The sequence below is a fragment of the Kerstersia gyiorum genome (assembly GCF_004216755.1).
Lineage (GTDB): Bacteria > Pseudomonadota > Gammaproteobacteria > Burkholderiales > Burkholderiaceae_B > Kerstersia > Kerstersia gyiorum.
In genome coordinates, this window is record NZ_SGWZ01000001.1 from 1,301,598 (window position 1) to 1,323,870 (window position 22,273).

A 22,273-nucleotide genomic window follows, 5' to 3' on the forward strand; every position below is an offset into this window, starting at 1 on the left:
GTTCCACTTTGCTTCAGGCTGGCGGCCAGACTGTCGGAGCGCGCCGGCAATTGTTGATTTTCTGCCGATCCATCCAATTTTTTCCTGGCGGTACTGGCGTATCGTGGGTACCAGATGAACAATGTCGTGGAAGAATTGCTGGCCTGCTACAACAAGTTGTGCAGGCATCTGGCGCGTGAGCTGCGTGATCCGCATACTGCCGATGACATTGCTCAGCACAGCTTTGAGAAAGTCTATGCCAAGATGATGCGCGAGGGGGCGGGGGCGATCGAATCGCCGCAGGCCCTGCTGTTCCACACCGCGCACAATATCGTCATCGACTTCATCAGACAACGCAAACATCAACAGGATTACCTGGAAGCCAGCCTGGTTGCGGCTGAAGCCATGCCGTGTCATGCGGCCTCTGCGGAGACCATCGTCATGTATCGCCAGTTGATGGAAAAAGTCGTTGCCAAGCTGGAAAGCCTGCCTGGTCGGCGTCGTGATGTTTACGTGCTGTTCCGTGTGTATGGCTATTCCAGGGCGGAAATTGCACAACGGCTGGCCATTACCGAGGCAGCGGTTGCCAAGCATGTCGTGCGGGCTACACTGGATTGCGCTGCCGCGTTGTCTGAATTGCGGGCATTGGCCGGGCCGGAGTGTTAGTCTGCCGAAGATGAAAGCCCTGCGGAATTCCTGTTGCCCCTATCGGTCATGCCGCCCTGAATGGCGGCCTGTTGGTGTTGCACGGCCTGCATTGCGGGGTGCGCCGTGAGTGCGGCAAGCACGCGGCCGGCTCCGCCATCCGAACGGATGATCGCGCACGCGCTGCGCCTGATCGCAACCGCAGCGGTGGCGCCTGACGACGAAGCTCAGGCGGCGCGCCAGCAATTGCGCTTGTGGGTGGCCCGCTCCGAACGCCATGCCATGGCACATGCCGAAGCGTTGCGGCGCTGGAAGATGCTTGATCAGATCGGGACCGGTTTGCGCGATCAGTTCGCGGAACCCGCGCCACGCCGGCCAATACATCCAGGGTTAATGTTTGCCGCGACGCTGGCGCAGCCCGGCCGCCGGAAATTCCTGGCCATGGCGGCCGCAGGCCTGCTGGGCGGCGCTGCCATACTGGCCTGGCAGCATTCCCTGCGAGAATTCAGCCGGCGCTATCGCACCCGGATCGCGGAATCCTTTGCTGTCGAATTGCCGGACGGCAGTCAGTTGTATCTGGATGCCGACAGTGAAATCCTGGCGGAAATGTATGCCGGCAAGCGCGAAGTGGCTTTGCAACGAGGCCGGGTTCGTTTCGAGGTGACGCCAGATGTGCAGAGGCCATTCATTGTGCCGCTGCGCATAGGCGAAGTTGAGGTCGTCGGCACGATTTTCACGGTCACCGACCGCGGCGAGAGCGTACAGGTGGGGGTATCGCAGGGACATGTCCGCTGGCGTCCTGATGGATACTGGCCCTGGGGGGATGGCGGAACCGTAGACCTGTATGCCGGCGACCGTCTGTCCGTTCGTACCGGCCAGGCGCCAGCGGTGGATAGGCGTGTCGTGATACCGGGTGGGCGCGAAGACAGCTGGCGTGACGGCTGGCTGGTCTTCGATAATATGCCGCTGCTGGAAGCCTTGCCTGTGCTGAATGCCTATCTGGTCCGGCCCTTGAAGAGCCTGGACCCCAGGGTTGGGCAGCTGCGCCTGACTGCCCGGCTGCGTGCGGACGACCCCAAGGCCTTGCTGGCTGCCTTGCCATTGATTCTGCCAATCCGTGTGGAGCCTGACGCAGAACGCAACGCGCTGCTATTGCGGTTGCGTTAAATGTGAGGTTGCGGTGAATACCGGAGCTTCAGGCTGAGGGCATGGGGCTTGTCAGCTGTTGAACACCGCTTGTGGTGATTCAGCATGCATGACGGACAGTAGCCAACGTTGCAATTGTTCCACCGAGGCGCGGTCCAGCTGTTGCTGCAAGTCGGTGGGCAGGCAACCGAAGCGTTGCTGCAACTGGGCAGTGAGGGCTTGCGACAGCCCCTGTTCTCTGCCTTGTTCTATGCCTTGTTCCAGGCCACGATGCAGCCAGACGCGTTCGACGCTAGAGATGTATGCCACGTTTTCCTCCTGTTCCAGGCGTTCCAGAGATTGGGTGAATGCAAGTTCCTGTGCAACGGGAAGACGCAGGACATGGTCGATGAACAGGAACAGCTGCCGTATCTCGGTTTCCGAGTACTTCAGTTGATAGAGCCGGCGCACCAGCCGGATTTTGCTGTGCAGCCGCGTGCGCGCCGATGTAGGGCGTTTGGCCGCTTCCAGTTCGGCCAGCAGTACCATCGCAAAAGGGTTATGCCCGGCCTGTGCCTGCAAGGCTTTTTCCTGGCCGGCCCAGTCCTGTAAATGTATCACTGGTGCGGCATAGAAAAGGGTCAGAAAATTGCCATTCAGGGGGGCACGGCGGTGTTCCAAATAACGGATTTTTCTGGAATTCTTGCTCTTGGTGACGATAGCGAATTGCACGATGTCGTGTTTGGGGTACCGCGCTTCCAGGCGGCAGTAATAGCGGAACATGCGTTGGGGGAAATCACGTTCCAGGCGTGCCTGGATTTCCGTGTGCATCAATAGCAGCACCGGGCCGTGCCGGGTGTGCAGTTGCGCGAGCTTGTCCACATAGAGCCGGTCGCGGTAAAGACTGCCGCCGATGCGGCGCAGTTCCTTGTCCATGAAAACCGGAGCCGTGCGCCAGTCGATCAAATCATGGAATTCCGGCCAGAAAAGTGCGGTGCAGGGTTGCAGCCAGGTTTCCAGGGCATCTTTCCAGTGGCCGTCCGAGTCGGCACGCAATGAGCTTGCCGGTAGTAGGGCCGATGCCGCTTCCGGTCTATCGGAAGACGGCGGAACCGGCATTTGCGCGGCACTGCGCGTTGGGCCGGGCCGGCAACTGCGGCGTGAGCGGGCAGGCCGGCACATGGCCTGCTGGGGAATGGCTGGCAACATGGGAAACAGCGGGCGGGTTGACGACCCTCACAGCATGCGCGGCTGGCTTGTGTCTGCCAAGGGCAGGCGTGACGGAAACGTCACGCTTTTTGAATCTGAGATCCCAAACGAGTGCATGCCGATTATGGCAGGCACTCGTTGTCGCGCCGAATACGAGCTCAACGGGTGGACGACGGCCTGCCAGCCTGCCGCATGGCCGGTCGTGCCGCCAGCAGCGCAAGCAGCACCAATCCCAGTGGCCAGCCCAGCGGGCCGCCGCCCGAGCCGCTGTCGCCGTCATTGTCGGTGTCGCCAGGGGTTTCTTCTTTAGCGTCGCCCACCTGCAAGCTCACGGCATCGCCATACACACGGCCTTGGGCGTCACGGCAGTCCAGCTCGTAGGTATAGCGGCCATTCTGCGCCGGCTGCAGTTGCAGCTTGCCCGACACGCCCTGCGCGCCGTTAAAACTGCCATCGCTGCTGCGGGCCTGGCAACTCAGGCTGTTTGTGCTCCAGCTGAGTTCGGCGCTTTGTCCGGCCTGAATGCTGGCCGGGTTCAGCGTCAGCATGGCCGGAATCGTGAGATCCAGGGCAAAGAAGGAGCCGCCGCCGCGTTCACTGCTGGGTGTGTAGCGGCTGGGGTCGATATCGTCGCCGCCGCCCGAGCGTGCGTAGCCCCCCCAGCGGTTGGCGCCCAGCAGGGTATGGATATGCCTGCCGTCCGCCTGGGTCGTGACGGGGCCGCTGCTCAGGCCTATTGGGTGCGTGCCGTCCAGAATGGCCATGCGGTGCACGATTTCAAAACTGGCGTCATCCTCTTCTGTCGTGGTGTGGCCGGGTTTGACCCGGAAGATGGCGCCGTAGTCTTTCACTGAGCCTAGTTCGCCGGTTTCCGTATTCCTGGCATTGGCCACGCGATTGGCCGCCGTCCCGTAGAGCCAGCCATCCTTGGCCAGCACCATGGGGCCGTAGGGGCGGAAGGTGTTGGTGTTCAGGTCGCCCGTGATGCTGCCATCGGACGCAGCGGTATTGAACACATGAACGTGTTCAATTGTTCCGCCAGAGCCCTCGGCCTTGTTGTAGCGCCAAAGCACTTTATCTGTTGTGCCGTAAAGATAGTCGCCGACTTCGACCATGCCATTAGGGGCAGGTGTTATCAATCCGCTGGATTCGAATACTGTCTGGCCATCACGTGCGCGCGCCAGGCTTTGCAGGAAAGTGATTGACGGCGCATCGGTGCCGTTCAGTTCCGAGGTGCGAACCGCCAGGATGGCAGCGCCAGCGGAGTCATCCATGGGGATGCTGGCGTTGGGGTAGGTGCCTATCCATTTTGTGGCTTCGTTAACGGTTTCAGAATTGAAGGCGGTATAAGTGTTGCCTCCGCCCACCAGCACATAAAGCGTCCCGCCATGGTCTGAGCTGTGGACGACTGCATGAGTATTGCTGCCGTTGGGCCAGTATTCGTAGGTAACTGTAATTGAGCCTGCAGGTGGGAAATACAGGGCGCAATCTACAGGGGCGTAATTGTTGGCCATATCCAGGCACATTGTTGGGTTCGGCAAGGGAAAGGCCCATATGTGGTCTGGTACGACAGGAGGAAGCGATGCGTCAGGCACCTTGGGTGTGGTTACTGATTGCGTCGATATGAAAATAGGAGAAATTTTCTGTTCAGCATTCAGCTGGAACAAGCCTGAGTTCCATGCCGGGATGTAAATATTTCCTTGGGAGTCCTCAGCCCAAGTGGTGCCAAATGCCCCAAGTTCCAGCCCCCCCACTTGATAATGGGGTGAGAACTCCAGTGCATTATCGACTTCGAGCACATCGGGGGCTGGCTGGCCGGGTGTCCACTTCAGAATGGCGCTGCGTTGTTCCGGTCGGCTCCATTCCAGCTGATTGTCTAGCGGCCGCTGATAGGGCCGCCAGCCATAAATCGTACCTGTCCCAGGGCTGACATACTCCAGCATGGCACCGCGGCCTAGATCCTGGCCCTGGATGTCGCTGGCATCCAGCGTTTGGAAGGCGGCGCCGGGGGCTGCCGCGCCGACGAAAAGACGCCCCCAGCGCTGCAAAAAAGCCTTGCCGTCCTTGCCGCCGTTTATCACGCTGCCATAGAACTTGCCCTGGCTGTAGAGCAACTGCCCGGGCTGGGCGCCAGGCAGTTTTGCTGTATTGAGAATGCCCAATGTGCGGTAGCTTGGGGCTGCGCTAGTGGCGGCCTGTGCTGGCACCAGCGTGGCTTGCAGGCCAGCCCACAGGATCAGGTGCGTCAGCACCATGTGGGCAATCTTCGGGCGCAGCGCAGGCGTAGCGGTTTTGATAGGGAAATAGGGGCAGGTCATCATGGCGGTCAGAATTGCTTTTCGAATTTCAGGGAAACTTCGTTCTGGTGGTAGTCGAGCATCCAGTCGATGGAGCTGCGCAGGCGGGTGTGCTTGAAACTCAGGACAGGGGTGAAGCCGGCCAGCGCCAGGGCATCGGCCTTGAGCGTGGCCATATAAATGCGTTCCTTGTCGTAGTGCTCTGCACTCAGGAACGGTCCATCGAAGCGCCGGTTGCGCTGCATGCCCATCAGTGTGGTGCTGAAACTGCTGCCGAACTGCTGGTACAAGCCCAGGCGCAAGCCTTTCTGGCGGTAGCTATCAGTCGGGCTGTTGTCGGTTTTGAAACGTGTATAGTCCACGCCGCCGAATAGCAATGTGTTGGGGGTGAAGGAGTAATAGCCTTGCAGGCCGACATACGCCTGGCGGCCGTCCATGCGCTGGGCGATGTTCTGATCGGTGTAACGGCGCAACTTGTGTTCGGCCTGCAGGCTCAGGTTGGCCCGGGGCAGGAAATTGCGCCCCCATTCGCCGCGCAGGCCATAGACGCGGTAATCGGTACTGGCATCCTGGCGGTGCAACTCGCCGACCAGCAGGCCGGCCAGCGTATCGCGCGCGCTCTGGTAGGCGTAGCCGGTATGGACGGAAACGTGGTCGTCCGAATATTCCCGGTAATTGTTGTAGTGCTGGCCATAAGCACTGCTGCGGAACGTCAGGTAATGATGGCTGCGCAATTGCCAGTTCTTGTTGGCGCTGAATTCGTAGGCGGGGCCTCGGGCGCGGATGGGCTTGGGGAGACGGGTGACGATCAGCAGAAAGGGCGGATTGCCGCCAGGGTTGGACATTAACTGGAAGATTTCATTGCCATTGCTTTGATTGATATTGTTGTTGTCCACCATACCCAGCGAGATATAACCGTTCCAGGCCTGGCGCAGGTCCAGCGCATTCAGATAAGCGGTGATGCGCTGTGAGAGTCCGGCGGGCAGCGGCGCGGCCTGCAGGCTGGAAAAGAACTGTTGTGATTCACGGTCTTCTTTGTCCAGGAACAGCAGCTGCGCCAGATCCAGCTGGGCGCGGGTGAAGGCGGGGTCCAGGTCCAGCGCGGCACGGTAGCGTTCCTTGGCTGCGGCGAAGCGGCCTTCTGCCTGCAACAGGCCGGCCTCGACAAATGCCGCCATGGCGGGTTTGTGTTCGGGCAGGCCAAGATAGAATTTTTGCAGCGTGCGCACGTCATCCCAGCGCTGCAGGTTGATGCTGATGAACAGCGCCCGGCCAAGGTCTTGTTCGCTATAACCCAGGCGCAGGATCTGGCCGTTGTATTCCAGGCTTAACCCGTTGACTTCCGGTTTCAGCGTGAAGGATTCGGCCGTGTCGGCCGCCGGAAGGATGGCCTGTTCACGTTGTTGTGTCAGCGCACGCGCCTTGTCGAAGATCAGGCGCTGGTCATCTTCGATATTGGCGCTGACGGGTTGGGCATGCGCCAGCGATAGAGATATACCGAAAAAAAGGGTAAGACCGGATAGCAGGCGCAAAACGGGAAGGTGTTTGAACCTTACAAGTCGCAACGAGGTGGGATAAGCAGGAAAGGCCAAAGCAGTATCTGTGCGTGAGTAAGACAGAAAACAAAGGCACAGGCACACTTGAAGTGGGCCTGTGCGTAGAGAACTAACCCACGGAATGTGGGTTAGCGCTTACTCGAACTTGGCCGAGCCGCTGGCGCCACCGTAAGCTGTGTTCAGGTCAGAATTGCCGGCAAACGTGGCATAACCTGCCAGGATTTGTGCTTGATCACCGTAGAAGAGACCGGTAGTCACGCCGTTGTATTGGGTGGTGCCCTGTACGCCGATAACAAGGCCGCCACCCGCAGTACCATAAGAGCCCGAGGCTTTGTCGATCTTGACATTGACAAAGGCGATTTGCTTGTTGCCCGAAGCGTTGCTGATGCCTCCATTCAGCACGGAAGTCGTGAAGTTGGCGCTCAGCGAGCCGATCAGGAAGGAATCGGTTTGTGTGCCCGCTCCATTGACGTAGTTGCTGATGCCGCGCACGTCATACATGACGGTTCCGGTTTTGGCGGAAATATCGCCGCTGCCTTGCATGCCGGTGTAGAACTGGGCGCGGTCCCACGTGGTGGGCTGGTAGATGGCCGGGTCATAGACCCACGAGCCGAAGTAAACCTCGTTCTCGTAGTAGCCTTGCGCGCTCTTAGCGCCATCGACGATGCGGCCCATCGTCGTGTAAGGAGATCCTATACTGATTTTTTTAATAATGAAATTGCCTTGTGCCGTAGTGCTAATTGACGTACCCGTTTCATAAAGAGTATGGGTGCGCAAGTTCATTATTGTTGGTATGCCCATTAGGCCGTGGCCAGGAGTGGTGTAATTAGCTACGCCAACTAAAGAGCCATTGATTGAGTCATCGCCTATGACTTGATATGGACCAGACTGTGCGTATGCACATGTCGTAGTAGACAGGATAACGACCGCAGCGAAGATAACGGACTTTTTCATGCTGTTCACCTTAAAAGTGAGTGTGGGAAACTGGCGTTGGCCAGGTACAGCAGGCAGCGTGTGTCATGGTGCGGTTCCATTCGAAAATCCAGCGTGAGCAAGGTGCAGGTCTGTCGTCGGCAGCGTTTCTTCCGTGTTTGGATGAAACGCTGCATGGGGTAGCGTGTGGCCTGGAGTCTTGGTCAAGGCGTCTTAAAAACTGGGTGCGTTTTTCATTGGCATGTCCGTTCAGAATTTCATCGTGGCGCTGAGCCTGACGGCGCGGCCAGGCGCGGGCATCATGGTGCGTGTCAGCGGGTCCAGGTAGTAGCGGTCGCTCAGGTTGGTGCCGACGACTTCCATGGCGTAGTGATCGTTGAAGCGGTAGCGCACATAGGCGTCGAAGACGGCTACCGGGTGCCACTGGATAGGGCGGTTGCCTGCTGAGACTTCCGGCCAGCGCGCGCCTTCGATATTGGCAAACTCGGCTTCCTGGGTCTGGTTGCGGCTGCTGTGGTAGGTCAGGCGGCCGCCGATTTCCAGGTCATCATTGAACCAGCGCGTGCCCAGGTCGGTGGTGATGGAGTAGCGCGGCCCGACCATGCTGCGCAGGAATCCGGTAGGGAAACCGCCTTCTATGCATTCGGGAATACGGCCATAGAGCGGGTCCAGCGCCAGGGCTTCGCCTTTGTCGCAGACTTCCTGGCTGAGGTTGTAATTGCCGCCGACGTTGAAGAACCAGCGGCCGGTGTCCAGGCGCCCTTGCAGTTCCAGGCCCGAGGTTTTCATCTTGTCGAATTGCCAGAACAGGTTGTCGTCGATGCGGTCGATGATGTTCTTGACGGTGGTGTGGTAATAGGAAAAGCGGATGTCCGCATGCCGTGCCGATGGCAGGTAAGACGTCAGATTGTGGGCATAGCCGACTTCGATGTTGGTGGCGCGCTCCGGCTTGAAACTGCTGGCGAAGGGGGCGCCAATATCTGCGGCGCCTTTGGAAAAGCCGGAAGTGTCTTCGAAGATGCTGGGCATGCGCACACTTTGGGCGTAGCGGCTGTAGATGCGGCTGTTATCTGTCAGGCGGGCGCTAATTGAAAAGACGGGGGCCCAAGCATGGCGCTTCTTGTTCTTCTCGATCAGTGCGCGCAATTCTTCCGGACTGGTCAGCCTGATGCTTTTTCTGGAATGGCGGAAGGCACTGATTTGTTGTTGTAACTGCTTGACCTCAATGGGAGCGGCATCCGGGTTCAAGGGATCTGCGTAGTATTCGACCGTACCGTTGTCGGCGTCATAAGTGCCATTGGTAAAGGGGTTGTCCTCGGCCTCGAATTTGTAGCCTTCCGTGCTGCGCTTCCATTCAATAGGGACATGGGCGACCCAGATGGCCTGACCGCTCAGAGGATCTGTCACCTGTTTGACTTCGTAGGGGATGCCTTGATGTCCGTAAGTATTGTCGGTATCAGGATATTTGGTTCGCAACGCCGCATTGAGTTTGTTGCTGGCTTCAGTCGCGATGGCATTGTTGCCTTCCTGCTTGGCTTTTTCCTGAAGTGCTTTCAGGGTGGCCATTTCCTTGTCCAGGGGAACCAGCCAGGCGGAAAAGAGACCGGTACTGTAGGATTTGCTGTCGGAGCCAGTAAACGGCCCCCAGCCCCTGTTTTCAAGCATTGCGTCCACTTCAAAATCGGTAGAGGCATAGCTCACATACCGGGCGCCCGCATTGACGTCCAGCCAGGACAGCGGCTGCCAGCTGAAGTTGAAACCGAACTTGGATTCACGGCGTTTGCCGTCGCGCGGGCGGGCCTCGAATTCACCGCCATGGGTGTAGTAGTTGTAGTGGGGGTCAGGCTTGAGCCGTTCATGCTGGAAATCGGCGCTCAGCAGCAGGCTGAGGTTGTCGCGCAGGGTGATGTTGTTGTCCAGGCGGATACCGATGCGGTTCTCGGTGGAGCGCATCTTTGACTTATTGACGAGGCGGCCATCTATGTTCGGGTTGGGTAGAACGGGTGTGCCGGTGTAAGGCGTACCGGTATTGCTTTCGTGATATTCCTTGGAGCGTTGATAGGCATTCCAGGCATCATCCTGTTCATAGGGCTCCACCGCGTAGCCGCCAGAACTGTTCGTATCCGATTTGGTGCGTGTCGCCCAAACCTGGGCTTTCAGGTCTATCCAGCGGTTGTTGTCGGGGTTCCAGGCGTAGTCCAGGCTGAAGGCCTGCTGGTCCACTTCAGCCAGCGGCCATTGCGGCAGGCCGCCGTCTTTTTCCAGCTGTGCCCAGTTCAGGCGCGAGGGCATGATTTCGCCGTTTTCGATGATGGTCTTGCGATAGCTGAGGCCCAGACGCTGTTCCTGCGGCATCAGCAGATTGGCTTTCAGCAGGAAAGAGGTGGTGTCCATCGAGGTGTTCATGACCTCGGTGCCCGGCAGCGCCACGCGCGCAATGAAGGGGGCGAAGGGGCTGCGCCAGGGGTTCAAGGAGTTACTGGTGTTGGGGGCGGCATCCATGTATTTGTCCGCGCCCTTGGTGCCCGAGTAATAGTTGCCGCGCCGGCGCACGGCCGTGGCGGCCAGGACTTCGTATTTTTCGCCCTGCCAGGCCAGCGCCAGCCGGGCGGCGGCATCTTCCATGTTGAAACCGCTGCGGCCGCTGCGTTTGGCGTCGCTGGTCAGGTTGGTCCATTTCCAGCTGGAAGCGAAAGTTTCCCAGTTGCGGTGCGCGCCAGGGATATCCCGGTAGTCCGTGTTGTAGATGCTGTCATTGATGCGGGGCTTGGTGGCGTTGTTGCCGGTTTCCAGCTTGAGCTCGGCGCCGAAGGATTGGTCATCCTTGATGATGTCGTCTGCGCGCAGCGTGGTGATGGCAATGCCGCCGCCTATGCCGCCATGCGGCATGTCACGGCTGAGCGTCGGGCCTTTTTCGATGGCGACGGAACTGATCAGCGCAGGGTCGATGTAGTTGCGGTTGTTGGCGCCGAAATAGCCGCGATAGACAGTGACGGCCTGTTCCGTGCCGTCCACGGCCACCGGCACGCGGCCCTGGCCCTGGATATTGCGGATGTTCGGGTCCAGGGCAGCGCTGTTGCGGGCTTCGCCGCTGAATACCCCTGGCGCGCCCTGGAAGATGTCTGCCGGCGAGGTGGCGCGGTAGGTATCCAGATAGGCTCGGTCCAGGTAGATATTGGTGATGTCCTTGTCGTAGACATTCTGGTGACCCTGATCGTGGCGGTTGGCGCCGATGACCGTGACTTCTTCCAGGGTGGTGACGGCATTGTGGCCCTGCTCACTGGGTTTGATGATGGTGAGGACATCCGGCCCGCTGGCCATGGCCTGCAGGCCGCTGTTGGCCAGCGCACGGCTGACGGCCTGCTGCGGGGTCATGGCGCCACTGATGGCAGGCGCCTGCAGATTGGCCAGTATTGCGCCATTGGCAAATATCTGGATGCCGCTGAGGCGGGAAATCTCGGTCAGGGTATCGGTCAGTGGCTGGGCGGGCAGGGAGAGTTCCAGGGTGCCATGGATGACCGTACTGTCTTGCGCATAGGCCGTGGAAGGCAGGGTATGGCCGCCCAGCAGTGCGGCGATGGCAAGGGAAATAAGCGTGTGGCGGAAAGCCGGGATCGAAGGTGATACCCGGACCGACGAACGGCTTGCCGGCTGGCTGTATTTCCTGTGTGACATGTTTTTATTTTTTCCTGGCGTAAGCATGGGAGAGGCCTGGGGCAGGTCGAAAAGCGTCAATCCCGACAGGGTCAAAGTTCAAGTCAAGGATGCAAATCTTAAAGAAAGTCATTCTTTTTTATTGCCCATCTGTAGCAGTAGACGGGTAGCGATAAAAAATGGAGACACCTCAGAGAGAATTAATGCGTGGCATACTGTTTTTATATTTTATTTTTCTTAATTAATATGCCAAGCCTTGAGGAGTGGGCAGCGCAACACTGTGACGCACGGCGGTGATTGATTCGATGTTTAGGTATATCGAGAGTGGCTATTCGGTATCAGGGGAGGGCGGTCCGACCGGCAGCGAAGGCACGGGCAATCCTGGCGGTAATGACTCTGGCACTGAAAAGACCGAAGGTCGGGAAGCCTCGTCCGGTGGTGGCGGTGGTGCCGTCGCTTTGCTGCTGCCCTTGGCCTGGCTCGGGCAGCGTCGTTAAGACCTGAAGCGCGCCTGAGCGCCAAAACGGTTTGCGATACTGGGTACGTTGGATCGCTGTTGGCACATCGCTGCCGGCGCGTGTCTGTTGCTGTAGATGCCGCCTGCGAGGCGGCATCCTTTTTTGTGTTCAGCCCAGCAGCGCCTGGACCCAATCTTCCACCGGGTCACCGCTGCCCAGTTTGGGCTGGATCAGTCCATCCACCATGAAAGTGGGCGAGACATGAATGCCGTTCTGACGCGCATATTTGGCGTGCCATTTGATTTCGGTTTCCAGTTCCGGGAATTCGAAAGCCTCGGCTAGCGTCAGGCCGCTGTAGGCTTCGATGCGCCGGATGATGTCGCGCGGCGTGGCGTCCATGTTCGGCCCCTTGCAGTGGCCTTCGAATTCGAATTCCTCACGGTGTTCGCCGACGACCTGTAGCACGCGTTTGGCGTTGTCGCGTCCGCCTTCCAGCAGGGAGGCGGCAAGAATGCAGCGGGTGATCACACCCGAATACATATGCCAGGGCTGCGATTGCAGCCGGAGTTTCACCGTGATCCGGTCTGCGCCCGCCTGGGCCAGCAGCGTATCCATCTTGTTGAACGCCCGGACTGAAAAAGGGCAGGTGGGTTCCAGGAACATTTCAAAAATCTTGTCACCATGGCCCCAGGAGAGCGGGTCGGCCTTGCGTGCGGCTTGTGTCATGAATGGATTTCCTTGCAGTTGAAACGTCGGGGGCAATCTTGCGCCAGATCGGCCGGGCTGCCAAGCGCCGGGCTGATTTAGCCATATGGCAAGTATCTCCCCGGAAACCCTGAACAGGAAAACCCCGATTCCATTTATGCATACGGAAAATAAAATGGCACACAGAAAATAGATTTTGTATGCAAAATATAAAAACGGAGTACAAAAATGTTTGGCTCGGGAGACGAAAGGCGGTGTGCCGCCGGGCAGGTCACAGGGAGAAACGCATGAACCGGGTGCTGGATGTCTATTGCCGGGCGCTGTCGGCAATCTGTGCGCTGTTGATGGCTGCGATGGTTGTGCTGGTATTTGGCAATGTGGTGCTGCGTTATGCGTTCAGCACCGGCTGGTTGATTTCCGAGGAAATCTCTCGCTGGATGTTTGTCTGGATGGTGTTCATCGGCAGCATTGTCGCCTTGCGTGAAAACGCCCACCTGGGTACGGATATGGTGGTGGTGCGTTTGCCTGCGGGTGTCCGCCGCGCCTGTACCGTGGTAGCGCAGCTGATCATGCTTTACATCAGCTGGCTGATGCTCTCGGGCAGCTGGAGCCAGGTGGAAATCAACGCCGGCACGGAGGCGCCGGTGAGTGGGTTGCCCTTGTCATTCCTGTATTTCTGCGGCGTGGTGTTTGCCGTATCGACCCTGCTCATCCTGTTCTACGAACTGTGGATGAATCTCAGCGGGCGCAGGGACAGCAGCGCCTTGATGGTACAGGAATGCGCTGATCTCGAGCCTCCCAGGTCCGCGGCCAGCCGCGATTGATGACGCACCGATTACCGAGTCCCGGAGAATCCTATGACTGTCTATATCTTTGTCGGTGCGTTGCTGGCGGGCATGGCCATTGGCATGCCCATTGCTTACGCGCTGCTGTTGTCTGGCGTGGCCCTGATGTGGCACCTGGATGTGTTTGATGCGCAGATCCTTGCCCAGAATGTCATCAACGGCGCCGATAGCTTTCCGCTGCTGGCCGTACCGTTCTTCATGCTGGCCGGCGAGATCATGAACGTGGGCGGCCTGTCGCGCCGCATTGTCGGGCTGGCGATTGCGCTGGTGGGGCACATGCGTGGCGGGTTGGGGTTTGTCGCCATTATCGCGGCCTGCCTGATGGCGGCGTTGTCAGGGTCCGCAGTGGCCGATACCGCTGCGCTGGCGGCACTGCTGTTGCCTATGATGGTGAAGGCCGGCCATGACAAGGCCAAGGCTGGCGGGCTGATTGCATCGGCGGGCATTATTGCGCCAGTGATTCCGCCATCCATCGGGTTTGTCGTGTTTGGCGTGGCCGCCAATGTTTCCATCGGCAAGCTGTTCCTGGCCGGCATCGTGCCGGGCCTGTTGATGGGCGTGGCCATTGCCCTGGCATGGTGGTTTGTGGCTTCCCGCGAATCGGTGACTTTGCCGCCGCCGGCCAGCCTGCGCCAGAAACTGGTGGCATTCAAGGAGTCGCTGTGGGCGCTGGGCTTGCCGGTTATCGTGCTGTTCGGCCTGCGCTTCGGGATTTTTACGCCGACCGAGGCCGCTGTGGTGGCGGCGGTTTATGCACTGCTGGTCGCCACCGTGGTCTACCGGGAAATGAGCCTGCGCCAGCTCTACGATGTCTTTGTCTCGGCGTCGCGCATTACTGCTGTGATCATGTTCCTGGTGGCGGCGTCCATGGTGTCCGCCTGGCTGATCACGATTGCGGATATTCCTTCGCAGGTGATTGGCCTGCTGCAACCCTTCATGGACAACCCGACCCTGCTGCTGATCGTGATCATGCTGCTGGTGATGGTGGTCGGCACCGCCATGGATATGATGCCGACCGTGTTGATCCTCACGCCCATCCTGATGCCGGTCATCAAAAGCGCAGGCATAGATCCTGTCTACTTCGGCGTGTTGTTCATCATGAACAATGCCATCGGCCTGGTAACACCGCCGGTTGGCTCGGTGCTGAATGTCGTCGCAGGCGTAGGGAAAATGCGCCTCGATGAGGTTGCTCGCGGCGTGTTGCCCTTCATGTTTGCCCAGTTTGCCGTCATGTTCCTGCTGGTGCTGTTCCCGTCCATCGTGATGGTGCCGCTGAACTTCCTGACACGTTGAACCCTTTTTCGATTGCTTGCCACTATGACCAGTAAACCGTCGCCCAAGACCACCAGCCAGGATATTTTCGAGGCGGTCAGTACGCACCTCAATGAATTGCGTGCCCAGATCACGGAGCCCGTGCGCGTGCGCGAAGAAGACCTGGCGAACAAGCTGGGCGTGAGCCGCACGCCAGTGCGCGAAGCGCTTATCCGGCTGGACAGCACGGGCCTGATCAGCCTGCGTCCGGGACGTGGCGCGTTGCTTCAGCCAGTCAGTGATAAAGACTACATGGAATGGCTGCAATTGCGCGAGCAGCTCGAAGGCTTCGCGGCCCGGGAAGCCGCGCTCAATGCTTCGCGGCGTGACGTGATGGGCCTGAGGGCGCTGTTCGCGCCTTTTATGGAACCCGGTGCAGCGGAAGCGGCGCCGGAGCGTTATGCGCAGGCCAATGTGAGCTTTCACAAGGAGATCTTCCGGCTGGCCAACAATCATTTGCTTGAACGGGTCTGGGCCTCATTTGGCCACCGCCAGACCAGCTACCGGCGTCGCACCATTGCGCGACTGCATCGCGCCGAGGATTCGCTGCGCGAACACATGGAGATCATCCAGGCGATCGAAGAGGGTGATGCGGAAAAAGCAGCAGCGCTGGCGCGGGCGCACGTGCGTGCATTGTTCATTGCCGTGGAGCAGGAGGCCGGGCGAGAGCCGGCCTCCGGCGTCGGCACGATCTGAGCGCAAGCCATGGCCCAGGCCGGCGCTGGCGCCGATGTTTTCCATCCGGAGCCGCGCAGGCTCCACCGAATGGCGGTACAGCACTTGCCGCCGCCAGGCCGGATTTCTTGAAGAGGTTGAGTCCTATGAAATTCCTTAACTTTTTGCACAATGGCAGCCCTTGCCTGGGCGTCATGCTTGGCGCCGCGCATGTGCTGGACCTGGGCGCCGCCTGGCCGTCGCGGCCAGCACCCGCTTCAGTGGATGCCCTGATCCAGGCAGGCGAGCCCGCACTGGCGATAACACGAGAGCTGTTGCAACAGTACGGCGGCGCCGACGCCGGACCACATGTACACCGATACGAGGCGCTGGAAATCCTGCCGCCGGCCGATCCCCAGGGGCGCAATATCTTCAATGTGGGCAGGAACTACCGCGATCACATCATCGAAGGCAATCTGGCCAATGGCCGGCCCGCCGATGCCTTCCCCACGGCAATCGAGTTCTTTACCAAGCCGCGTACGGCCATGGTCGGCCACAAAGGCCAGGTGCTGCGCCATGCCAGCCTGACCAACAGCCTGGATTACGAGGTGGAACTGGCGATCGTGATCGGCAGGGCGGGGCGCGATATCGCGGTGGCGGATGCGTTGTCGCACGTGTTCGGCTACACCATCCTGAACGATGTGACGGCGCGTGACCTGCAGCGCCTGCACGGCCAGTGGTTCAAGGGAAAAAGCCTGGACACCAGCTGTCCACTGGGGCCGGCAGTGGTTCACGCAAGCGCTATCGCAGACCCGGATGCGCTCATGCTGGAACTGGATGTGGATGGTGAACTGCGCCAGCGTGATAACACTGCCTCCATGATTTTCAGCGTGGCAACGATTGTGTCGGCGTTGTCCGCCGGCATGACGCTGTTGCCGGGCGACATTATCGCGACAGGCACGCCCAAAGGGGTCGGTTTCGCGATGCGGCCGCAACGCTGTTTACAGGTGGGGCAGACGGTGCGCGCCCGTATCGAGGGCATTGGAGAGCTCGTCAATACGGTCGTCGATTGAGCGGCACGGCAGCCGTTCCGTTTTTTACGAAAGAAGAACCCGATAAGGAGAGAGACATGGCTTTGAATACCCCCCATTTGCCCAATGCCGAACGCTATGGCCCGCTGGATTCGCGCAACATGGCCGTCGATGATCTGCCGTGGAAAAAGACCCCGACGCCAGGCGTGGACATGAAGGTCCTGGTACAGGACGAGGAAACCGGCCTGCTGACGGCGTTGTTTCGTTGGCAGCCGGGCAGCGTGCTGGCCTTGCATGAACACGTCGAAGTTGAGCAGAGCTATGTGCTCGAAGGAGAGTTCGAGGACGAGGATGGCGTGTATCGCGCCGGTAATTTTGTCTGGCGTCCCAAAGGTCACAGGCATGTGGCGCGCTCCCCCAAGGGCGCGCTGGTGCTCTGTTTCTTCCTCAAGCCCAACAAGTTCATCGACGGTGATCTGGCCGGTACCGAACTCAAGTGATGTCCGCAGGCCTGCCTGCCGCCCCTGTGTGGCACGCGGCCTGCACCGTTCCATCAATTAGAAAAATACTGGTTTATCCACCAGGCAGGAGACAACAATGAAAACTCGCAACATTTCCCAGGCAGGAGCAGGTCGCGGCCGTGGCGCAGCGCTGTGCGCGGCCATCATGATGGTGTGGGGCGCGGCGGCGGCGCAAGCCGCGGATATCCGCGACCAGCGGGTCAAGTTCAGCTATCCGGTGGCCCAGGACAATCCGGTGGGCATTGCCGTGGATCACTACGCGAAACTGGTGGAGCAGAAAAGCGGTGGCCGCATCAAGGTGACCGGCTACCCCAACGCGACGCTGGGCAATGAAATCCAGGCCATGTCCTCGGCGCAGGGTGGCATCCTTGAAATGACGGTCGTGTCTACCGCCGGAGCGGCCGGCAACGTCAAGGAACTGGCCATCTTCGACCTGCCGTTCATCTTCCAGAGCCCGGAGGAAGCGGATGCCGTGATTGACAGCGAAGTCGGCCAGCAACTGCTCGACAAATTCTCGGCCAAAGGGCTGGTCGGCATGTGCTACCTGGATTATGGCTTTCGCCAGGTGACCAACAGCAAGCATCCCATCAACCGGCTGGAAGATTTCCGCGACCTGAAGATACGCACCTTGCAGAACCGGGTATACATCGACATCTTCAAGGCGCTGGGGGCGAACCCCTTGCCGCTGCCGTATCCGGAGACCTACACGGCGCTGGAAACGAAGGCGATAGATGGACAGGAAAGCTCGTTCCTGGTCACGAAGTCCAGTTCGTACCAGGATATCCAGAAGTACCTGAGCGAGACACGCCATGTCTATCTGCCCGCCGTGGTCATGGCCAGCAAGAAATTCTGGGACAAGCTCAATGATGAAGAACGTGGCGTGCTGCAATCGGCCTGCGTGGAAACCCAGGCGTTTCACCGGGATCTGAGCCGCCAGATGGAGGCGGACGTAGTCAAGGAACTGACTGCCGCAGGCATGGTTTTCAACTCGATAGATCCGGCAGAGCACGAGCGCATGGTGGAAGTGACGGCGCCAGTAGTCGAAAAGTACAAGCCAGAACTCGGGGCGGCGCTGGTGGACCGCACGCTGGAGATCATCAGCGAAGCCCGCAACAAGGCCAACTGATTCCTGGGCGGCGCCTCCGCGCCGCTTTCCGGTAGCACGGCAGTAGCAGGCTGGCGCAGGCGCGCAGGCCTGCCTGCTGCTGCCAGCCGGGAAAACTATCCAAGGAGCAAAAAGCATGGATGTCGATAGACTTCCCTATGACCTCAGCGGCCAGCGTGTGCTGGTGACAGGCGCTTGCGGTGGCATCGGACAGGCGACGGCACGCCTGTGTGCACGCCTGGGCGCCGAGCTGGTGTTGACCGATTGCGTGGCGCCGCCTGCGGGGTTCATGGAGGCGCTGCCAGACAGCGCCAGCCGCGACCATCATTTCGTGGTCTGCGATGTCCGCGACCGCATGGCAGTGGAGGCGCTGTGCGCTGCCCATGCGCCCGTTCATGCGGCGATTCTCAATGCCGGCGTGTATGCGTTGAAGTCCTGGGAGGATGAGGACTGGAACGACAGCCTGGCCGAAACGATGGACGTCAATCTGGCCGGACCGGTGAATTTCGCTCGCGCCCTGTTGCCAGGCATGAAGGCCGCAGGCTATGGCCGCCTGGCGGTTGTCGGTTCGATCGCGGCGCATACCGGCGGTTCCTTTGCCCATGCGCCGGTCCACTATGCGGCTTCCAAGGGGGCGCTGCACAGCTTTACACGTTGGCTGGCACGCCGCGCCGCACCGGAAGTCATGGTGAACCTGGTGGCGCCGGGGGCCATTGCCACGCGTATGGTCGCCATGGCTGATCCTGCCATGATGCAGAACGTGCCGGTGCCGCGGTTCGGCCGTCCGGAAGAGGTGGCCTGGCCGCTGGCCTTTCTGTGCTCGCCGGGTGCCAGTTTCATTTGCGGCATCACCCTGGACGTCAATGGCGGCGCCTATTTGCGCTGAGCAATCCGGGTGCGGCAGGGGAGAAAAACATGCATGAACACACAGGGGACGCCTGGCGCGGCTTGCGGGTCATGGTCAGTGCAGGTGCTTCCGGCATCGGGTTGGCCATCGCCCAGGCATTTGCGCGCGCAGGCGCTCGGGTGCATATCAGTGATATTGCTGCCGGGCCGCTGGCCGTGGCACTGGAAACTTTGCCGGGTGGCGGAGCTTGCGTGGCCGACGCCAGCGATGCGGCTGCGGTAGATAGCTGGTTCCGGACGGCGCTGGCAGACCTGGGCGGGCTGGATGTGCTGGTGAACAACGCCGGTATCGCCGGGCCGACGGCCGGCATCGAAAACATCGAACCGGCACAGTGGGACCAGGTGATGGCCGTGAACCTGCGCAGTCAGTTCTTGTGTACGCGGCTGGCAGTGCCGGCGCTGCGGCAGTCCGGCAGGGGCGTCATCATCAACCTGAGTTCGGTGGCGGGCCGCCTGGGCTATCCATTGCGAACGCCTTATGCGGCATCCAAGTGGGCCGTCGTCGGGCTGACCCAGAGCCTGGCGCTGGAACTGGGGGGCGATGACATTACGGTCAATGCCATCCTGCCGGGCATCGTGGATAGCGAACGCTCGCGGACGGTCACGGAGACCAAGGCTCGTGCCAGGGGGGTAAGCGTCGCCGAGCAGGAAGCCCTCATCCTGGGCAATGTGGCATTGCATCGCAAGGTGCCGCTGCAGGACGTGGCCGCAACGGCGCTGTTCCTGGCCTCGCCTGCGGGCCGCAGTTTCACTGGCCAGAATTTCAATGTCTGCGCCGGCATACAAACCTTGATCTGAACAATGACCATGAACACTCATTATTTTGAGCAGACCTTCGGCCTGCAGGGCCGTGTCGCATGCATTACCGGCAGTGCGTCCGGCCTGGGGCTGGCCATCGCCCGGCATCTGGGGCTGGCAGGCGCGCGCGTGGTGATCAACGACCTGGATGCAGCGCGCTGCGCGGCGGCGGTGCAAGCGCTGGCCGAAGAAGGCATCCAGGCGCGCCACGCCGTGTTCAATGTGGCCAGCGCCGATGAGGTCGAGGCAGCAATGGCCGGTCTGGTGGCGGCGGGCTGGGCACCGGCCATTCTCGTGAGCAATGCAGGCAATCAGAACCGCAAGCCTGTCGTGGACATGACGCAACAGGAATGGCAGGCACTGTTCGATGTGCATGTGAACGGCGCCTTCAATTGCGCGCACGCCGTTCTGCCACACATGCAGCAGGCGGGCTTCGGCCGCATCGTCATGATGTCCTCAGTTGCAGGGCAGGCCTGCATGCCAGGCATCGCGGCCTATGCCTCGGCCAAGGGCGCCATTGCCGCTTTCACGCGCGCGCTGGCGGTGGAGTATGGCGCGTCAGGCATTACGGCCAATGCCTTGGCCCCCGGTTTTGTGCGCACCCGCTTCACGCAGGGCCTGCAGGAACGGGACGGGTTTGATGATTTCCTGCGCCAGGCGGTGCCGTTGGGGCGCTGGGCGACGCCGGACGATATTGCACCCGCCGTGGTGTATCTGGCATCCGCCGCCGGGGCATTCGTCAACGGGCAGGTGCTGGCGCTTGATGGCGGCATGCTGGCGCGCATGTAGCCCAGGCCCGGGCCTTTTCTAAGCAGGAATGAGGGAGTTTTTCAATGTATATGCATATTGTATTGATGGCCCTGGATGAGTCGGCGGATGCCGGATTTTTCGAACGGGTGGAACACTATGCGCAGCGCATCCGCCAGGAGTGCGACGGTGTGCTGCTGTATGGCCTGCATGTCAATGAAGCGGCGCGTTCCCAGGGCTATGGCTACGCCATGGTGTCGGGTTTTGTGTCCAGCCATGCCCATGAGGAATACCAGGTGAGTCCGGCCCATCAGGAAATGAAGGCCTGGATGACGCCCTTCATCGAGCGTATGGTGGTATTCGACAGTCCGGTGGCAGACGCCTGCTGAGGTCATGGCGGCGCCGCACCTGTGGGCAGCGGCGGCACCGCCAGGGCTGCCGGCCTAGCGTATGCCTTCGCCTGCCATGGCATCGGGCGTGAAGACGGAGTCCGGCTGCCGCTCCCGTACCACAAATGGTGGATTGGCCGAAGCTCGGGAATTGATGCCGGAGATGAAGGCGGTTTCCGCCAGCAGATCGTGGGCGCCAAAAACAGCGGGCAGCAGCGCAGGCATATCCGGCGCCACGACGGGCGCCACCCAGGTCATTTTCCACAACTGCCCATGGCCGTCCCAGCGTTCGCCCAGCGTGCAGATCCAGGTGTCCTCGTCGCAGTAGTAGCGGCTGCGTGGCGCCTGGTGACGCTTGCCTGCACGCAGCGTGGCGTCTATTACCCAAACTCGGTGTTTTTCCCAGCGCATGTACTCCGGTTTTACATGATGGGGCGCCATGACATCCTCGTCGGTTGCCGCGCCGAAAATGCGGTTGTTGTTGTAGGGAATGAACATCTCCTGCTTGCCCACCAGTTTCCAGTCGTAGCGGTCCAGCCGGCCGAAAAATCCGTAGGCTTCATCGACCGACGTAATGCCTCCGGTTGATGGGTCCGGCGTATCGCAACAGGGGTTGGGCAGCTTGCGCACGCGGCGCTGTCCGGTGAGATACAGCCAGACCTGGGTTTTGTCCTGGTCCAGATTTTCTATGCCCACGATGGCGTCACCGGCACGTATTGCCGGTGCGCGTGTCAGCAGGCGCAGCTTGGAAAACTCGCCGGAGTCGTAAAAGGTTTCGGGTGAGCCGTCCTGGTAATAGAACGGATATTGATAGTCGCTGGTAATGTCGGTGATCTTCACCAGCTTGCCGTTGGCGGTTGCCTGGTATTGCGATGGCGAACGCTGCAAGGCCACGCCCTGCCAGCGCAACAGGTGGTTCCACATGACTTCCGTCCCGGATTGCGGAATGGGGAAGGGGACGCCGCCGAAGGCACCGCGCACGTCGTCGCCTTCCAGCTGGCCACGCGTGGCATTGGCATAGGTGTTGTCGTAGACCCATTGCGGCGCTGATGCCGTGCGCCGCGTGGGATAGACGTCAAGATGGAATGAGTCTGGGTATTTCTGCAGCAGGGCGCGGGTGCCTTCCGACAGCTGAGTAGCGTATTCGCCCATGTTTTGCGCGTTGATCTGGTAGAGCGGCTTGTCGGCTGCAAAGGGGTCGGTGCGCGGGTCGGGCAGGGGCGTGGTGTAGCCGCCTTCCCAGGGCGGAATGGAACCGTCGGCATTGCCGGCGCGTTCGGCGCCGAAGGGCGTGAGGTCCTGCTTCAGGCGTTCGGCCTGCGCGGCATCGACACCGGCGCGTGCGCCGCTGGCCAACAGCGCCATTGTCAGGGCCAGAGGCAAGGTAGTACGCAGAAAGGTCATG

At 60.2% G+C, this 22,273-nt stretch carries 20 protein-coding genes; 13 read left to right on the plus strand and 7 right to left on the minus strand.

Going from position 1 to position 22,273, the window contains the following annotated elements:
* Window positions 1-114: 114 nt before the first annotated feature.
* Both EV679_RS05755 and EV679_RS05760 read left to right on the plus strand, forming a co-directional pair.
* Window positions 115-645, plus strand: a complete 531-nt coding sequence (locus EV679_RS05755) for an RNA polymerase sigma factor (RefSeq protein ID WP_068366342.1) — start codon at window positions 115-117, stop codon at window positions 643-645.
* Between the two features lie 105 nt (window positions 646-750).
* Entirely contained in the window at window positions 751-1,791 is a 1,041-nt protein-coding gene (locus EV679_RS05760) for a FecR family protein (RefSeq protein WP_165389959.1), read from the plus strand.
* Between the two features lie 51 nt (window positions 1,792-1,842).
* Here the strand turns inward: EV679_RS05760 and EV679_RS05765 are convergent, their stop codons facing one another.
* The 5 genes from EV679_RS05765 to EV679_RS05785 all read right to left on the minus strand — a co-directional run bounded on the left by EV679_RS05765 (window position 1,843) and on the right by EV679_RS05785 (window position 11,419).
* Window positions 1,843-2,805 (minus strand): RpnC/YadD family protein, encoded by a 963-nt coding sequence (locus EV679_RS05765; RefSeq protein WP_130486667.1) that lies wholly within the window; start codon window positions 2,803-2,805, stop codon window positions 1,843-1,845.
* Window positions 2,806-3,116: 311 nt separating this feature from the next.
* Window positions 3,117-5,279 (minus strand): hypothetical protein, encoded by a 2,163-nt coding sequence (locus tag EV679_RS05770; RefSeq protein ID WP_130486668.1) that lies wholly within the window; start codon window positions 5,277-5,279, stop codon window positions 3,117-3,119.
* Window positions 5,280-5,284: 5 nt separating this feature from the next.
* Window positions 5,285-6,787 (minus strand): porin family protein, encoded by a 1,503-nt coding sequence (locus EV679_RS05775; protein WP_130486669.1) that lies wholly within the window; start codon window positions 6,785-6,787, stop codon window positions 5,285-5,287.
* 159 nt (window positions 6,788-6,946) lie between these two features.
* Window positions 6,947-7,765: a HupA family protein gene (locus EV679_RS05780; protein WP_130486670.1), complete on the minus strand. Its 819-nt coding sequence runs from the start codon at window positions 7,763-7,765 to the stop codon at window positions 6,947-6,949.
* Window positions 7,766-7,993: 228 nt separating this feature from the next.
* Window positions 7,994-11,419 (minus strand): TonB-dependent receptor, encoded by a 3,426-nt coding sequence (locus tag EV679_RS05785; RefSeq protein ID WP_165389960.1) that lies wholly within the window; start codon window positions 11,417-11,419, stop codon window positions 7,994-7,996.
* A 284-nt stretch (window positions 11,420-11,703) separates the two neighbouring features.
* Here EV679_RS05785 and EV679_RS05790 point away from each other — a divergent pair, with 284 nt between their 5' ends.
* On the plus strand, window positions 11,704-11,895 hold the full coding sequence (locus EV679_RS05790; RefSeq protein WP_130486672.1) for a hypothetical protein: 192 nt from the start codon (window positions 11,704-11,706) through the stop codon (window positions 11,893-11,895).
* 129 nt (window positions 11,896-12,024) lie between these two features.
* On the opposite strand, the gene EV679_RS05795 is transcribed toward EV679_RS05790, so the two are convergent.
* The gene (locus tag EV679_RS05795) at window positions 12,025-12,582 is read right to left on the minus strand and encodes a DsbA family protein (protein WP_130486673.1); all 558 of its coding nucleotides are present in this window, start codon (window positions 12,580-12,582) and stop codon (window positions 12,025-12,027) included.
* 266 nt (window positions 12,583-12,848) lie between these two features.
* On the opposite strand from EV679_RS05795, the gene EV679_RS05800 reads away from it, so the two are divergent.
* From EV679_RS05800 to EV679_RS05845, 10 genes are all read left to right on the plus strand, one after another.
* Window positions 12,849-13,385, plus strand: a complete 537-nt coding sequence (locus tag EV679_RS05800) for a TRAP transporter small permease (protein WP_068366323.1) — start codon at window positions 12,849-12,851, stop codon at window positions 13,383-13,385.
* 33 nt (window positions 13,386-13,418) lie between these two features.
* Entirely contained in the window at window positions 13,419-14,699 is a 1,281-nt protein-coding gene (locus EV679_RS05805) for a TRAP transporter large permease subunit (protein ID WP_130486674.1), read from the plus strand.
* A 24-nt stretch (window positions 14,700-14,723) separates the two neighbouring features.
* Window positions 14,724-15,413, plus strand: a complete 690-nt coding sequence (locus EV679_RS05810; protein WP_130486675.1) for a GntR family transcriptional regulator — start codon at window positions 14,724-14,726, stop codon at window positions 15,411-15,413.
* Between the two features lie 125 nt (window positions 15,414-15,538).
* Window positions 15,539-16,444 carry a fumarylacetoacetate hydrolase family protein gene (locus tag EV679_RS05815; RefSeq protein WP_130486676.1) on the plus strand — a complete coding sequence of 302 codons (906 nt, stop codon included), beginning with the start codon at window positions 15,539-15,541 and terminating at the stop codon, window positions 16,442-16,444.
* A 56-nt stretch (window positions 16,445-16,500) separates the two neighbouring features.
* Complete coding sequence (locus tag EV679_RS05820) at window positions 16,501-16,902, plus strand: cupin domain-containing protein (protein ID WP_068366311.1); 402 nt, start codon at window positions 16,501-16,503, stop codon at window positions 16,900-16,902.
* Between the two features lie 97 nt (window positions 16,903-16,999).
* Window positions 17,000-18,049, plus strand: coding sequence for a TRAP transporter substrate-binding protein (locus EV679_RS05825; protein WP_130486677.1), 1,050 nt, complete (start codon window positions 17,000-17,002; stop codon window positions 18,047-18,049).
* A gap of 115 nt (window positions 18,050-18,164) precedes the next feature.
* Complete coding sequence (locus tag EV679_RS05830) at window positions 18,165-18,914, plus strand: SDR family NAD(P)-dependent oxidoreductase (protein ID WP_130486678.1); 750 nt, start codon at window positions 18,165-18,167, stop codon at window positions 18,912-18,914.
* A gap of 29 nt (window positions 18,915-18,943) precedes the next feature.
* On the plus strand, window positions 18,944-19,732 hold the full coding sequence (locus EV679_RS05835) for an SDR family oxidoreductase (RefSeq protein WP_130486679.1): 789 nt from the start codon (window positions 18,944-18,946) through the stop codon (window positions 19,730-19,732).
* A gap of 9 nt (window positions 19,733-19,741) precedes the next feature.
* Window positions 19,742-20,521 carry an SDR family NAD(P)-dependent oxidoreductase gene (locus tag EV679_RS05840; protein WP_130486680.1) on the plus strand — a complete coding sequence of 260 codons (780 nt, stop codon included), beginning with the start codon at window positions 19,742-19,744 and terminating at the stop codon, window positions 20,519-20,521.
* Window positions 20,522-20,565: 44 nt separating this feature from the next.
* Window positions 20,566-20,868, plus strand: coding sequence for a Dabb family protein (locus EV679_RS05845; protein ID WP_068366303.1), 303 nt, complete (start codon window positions 20,566-20,568; stop codon window positions 20,866-20,868).
* Window positions 20,869-20,922: 54 nt separating this feature from the next.
* Here the strand turns inward: EV679_RS05845 and EV679_RS05850 are convergent, their stop codons facing one another.
* Window positions 20,923-22,272, minus strand: coding sequence for a DUF1329 domain-containing protein (locus tag EV679_RS05850; protein ID WP_130486681.1), 1,350 nt, complete (start codon window positions 22,270-22,272; stop codon window positions 20,923-20,925).
* Window position 22,273: the final 1 nt, after the last annotated feature.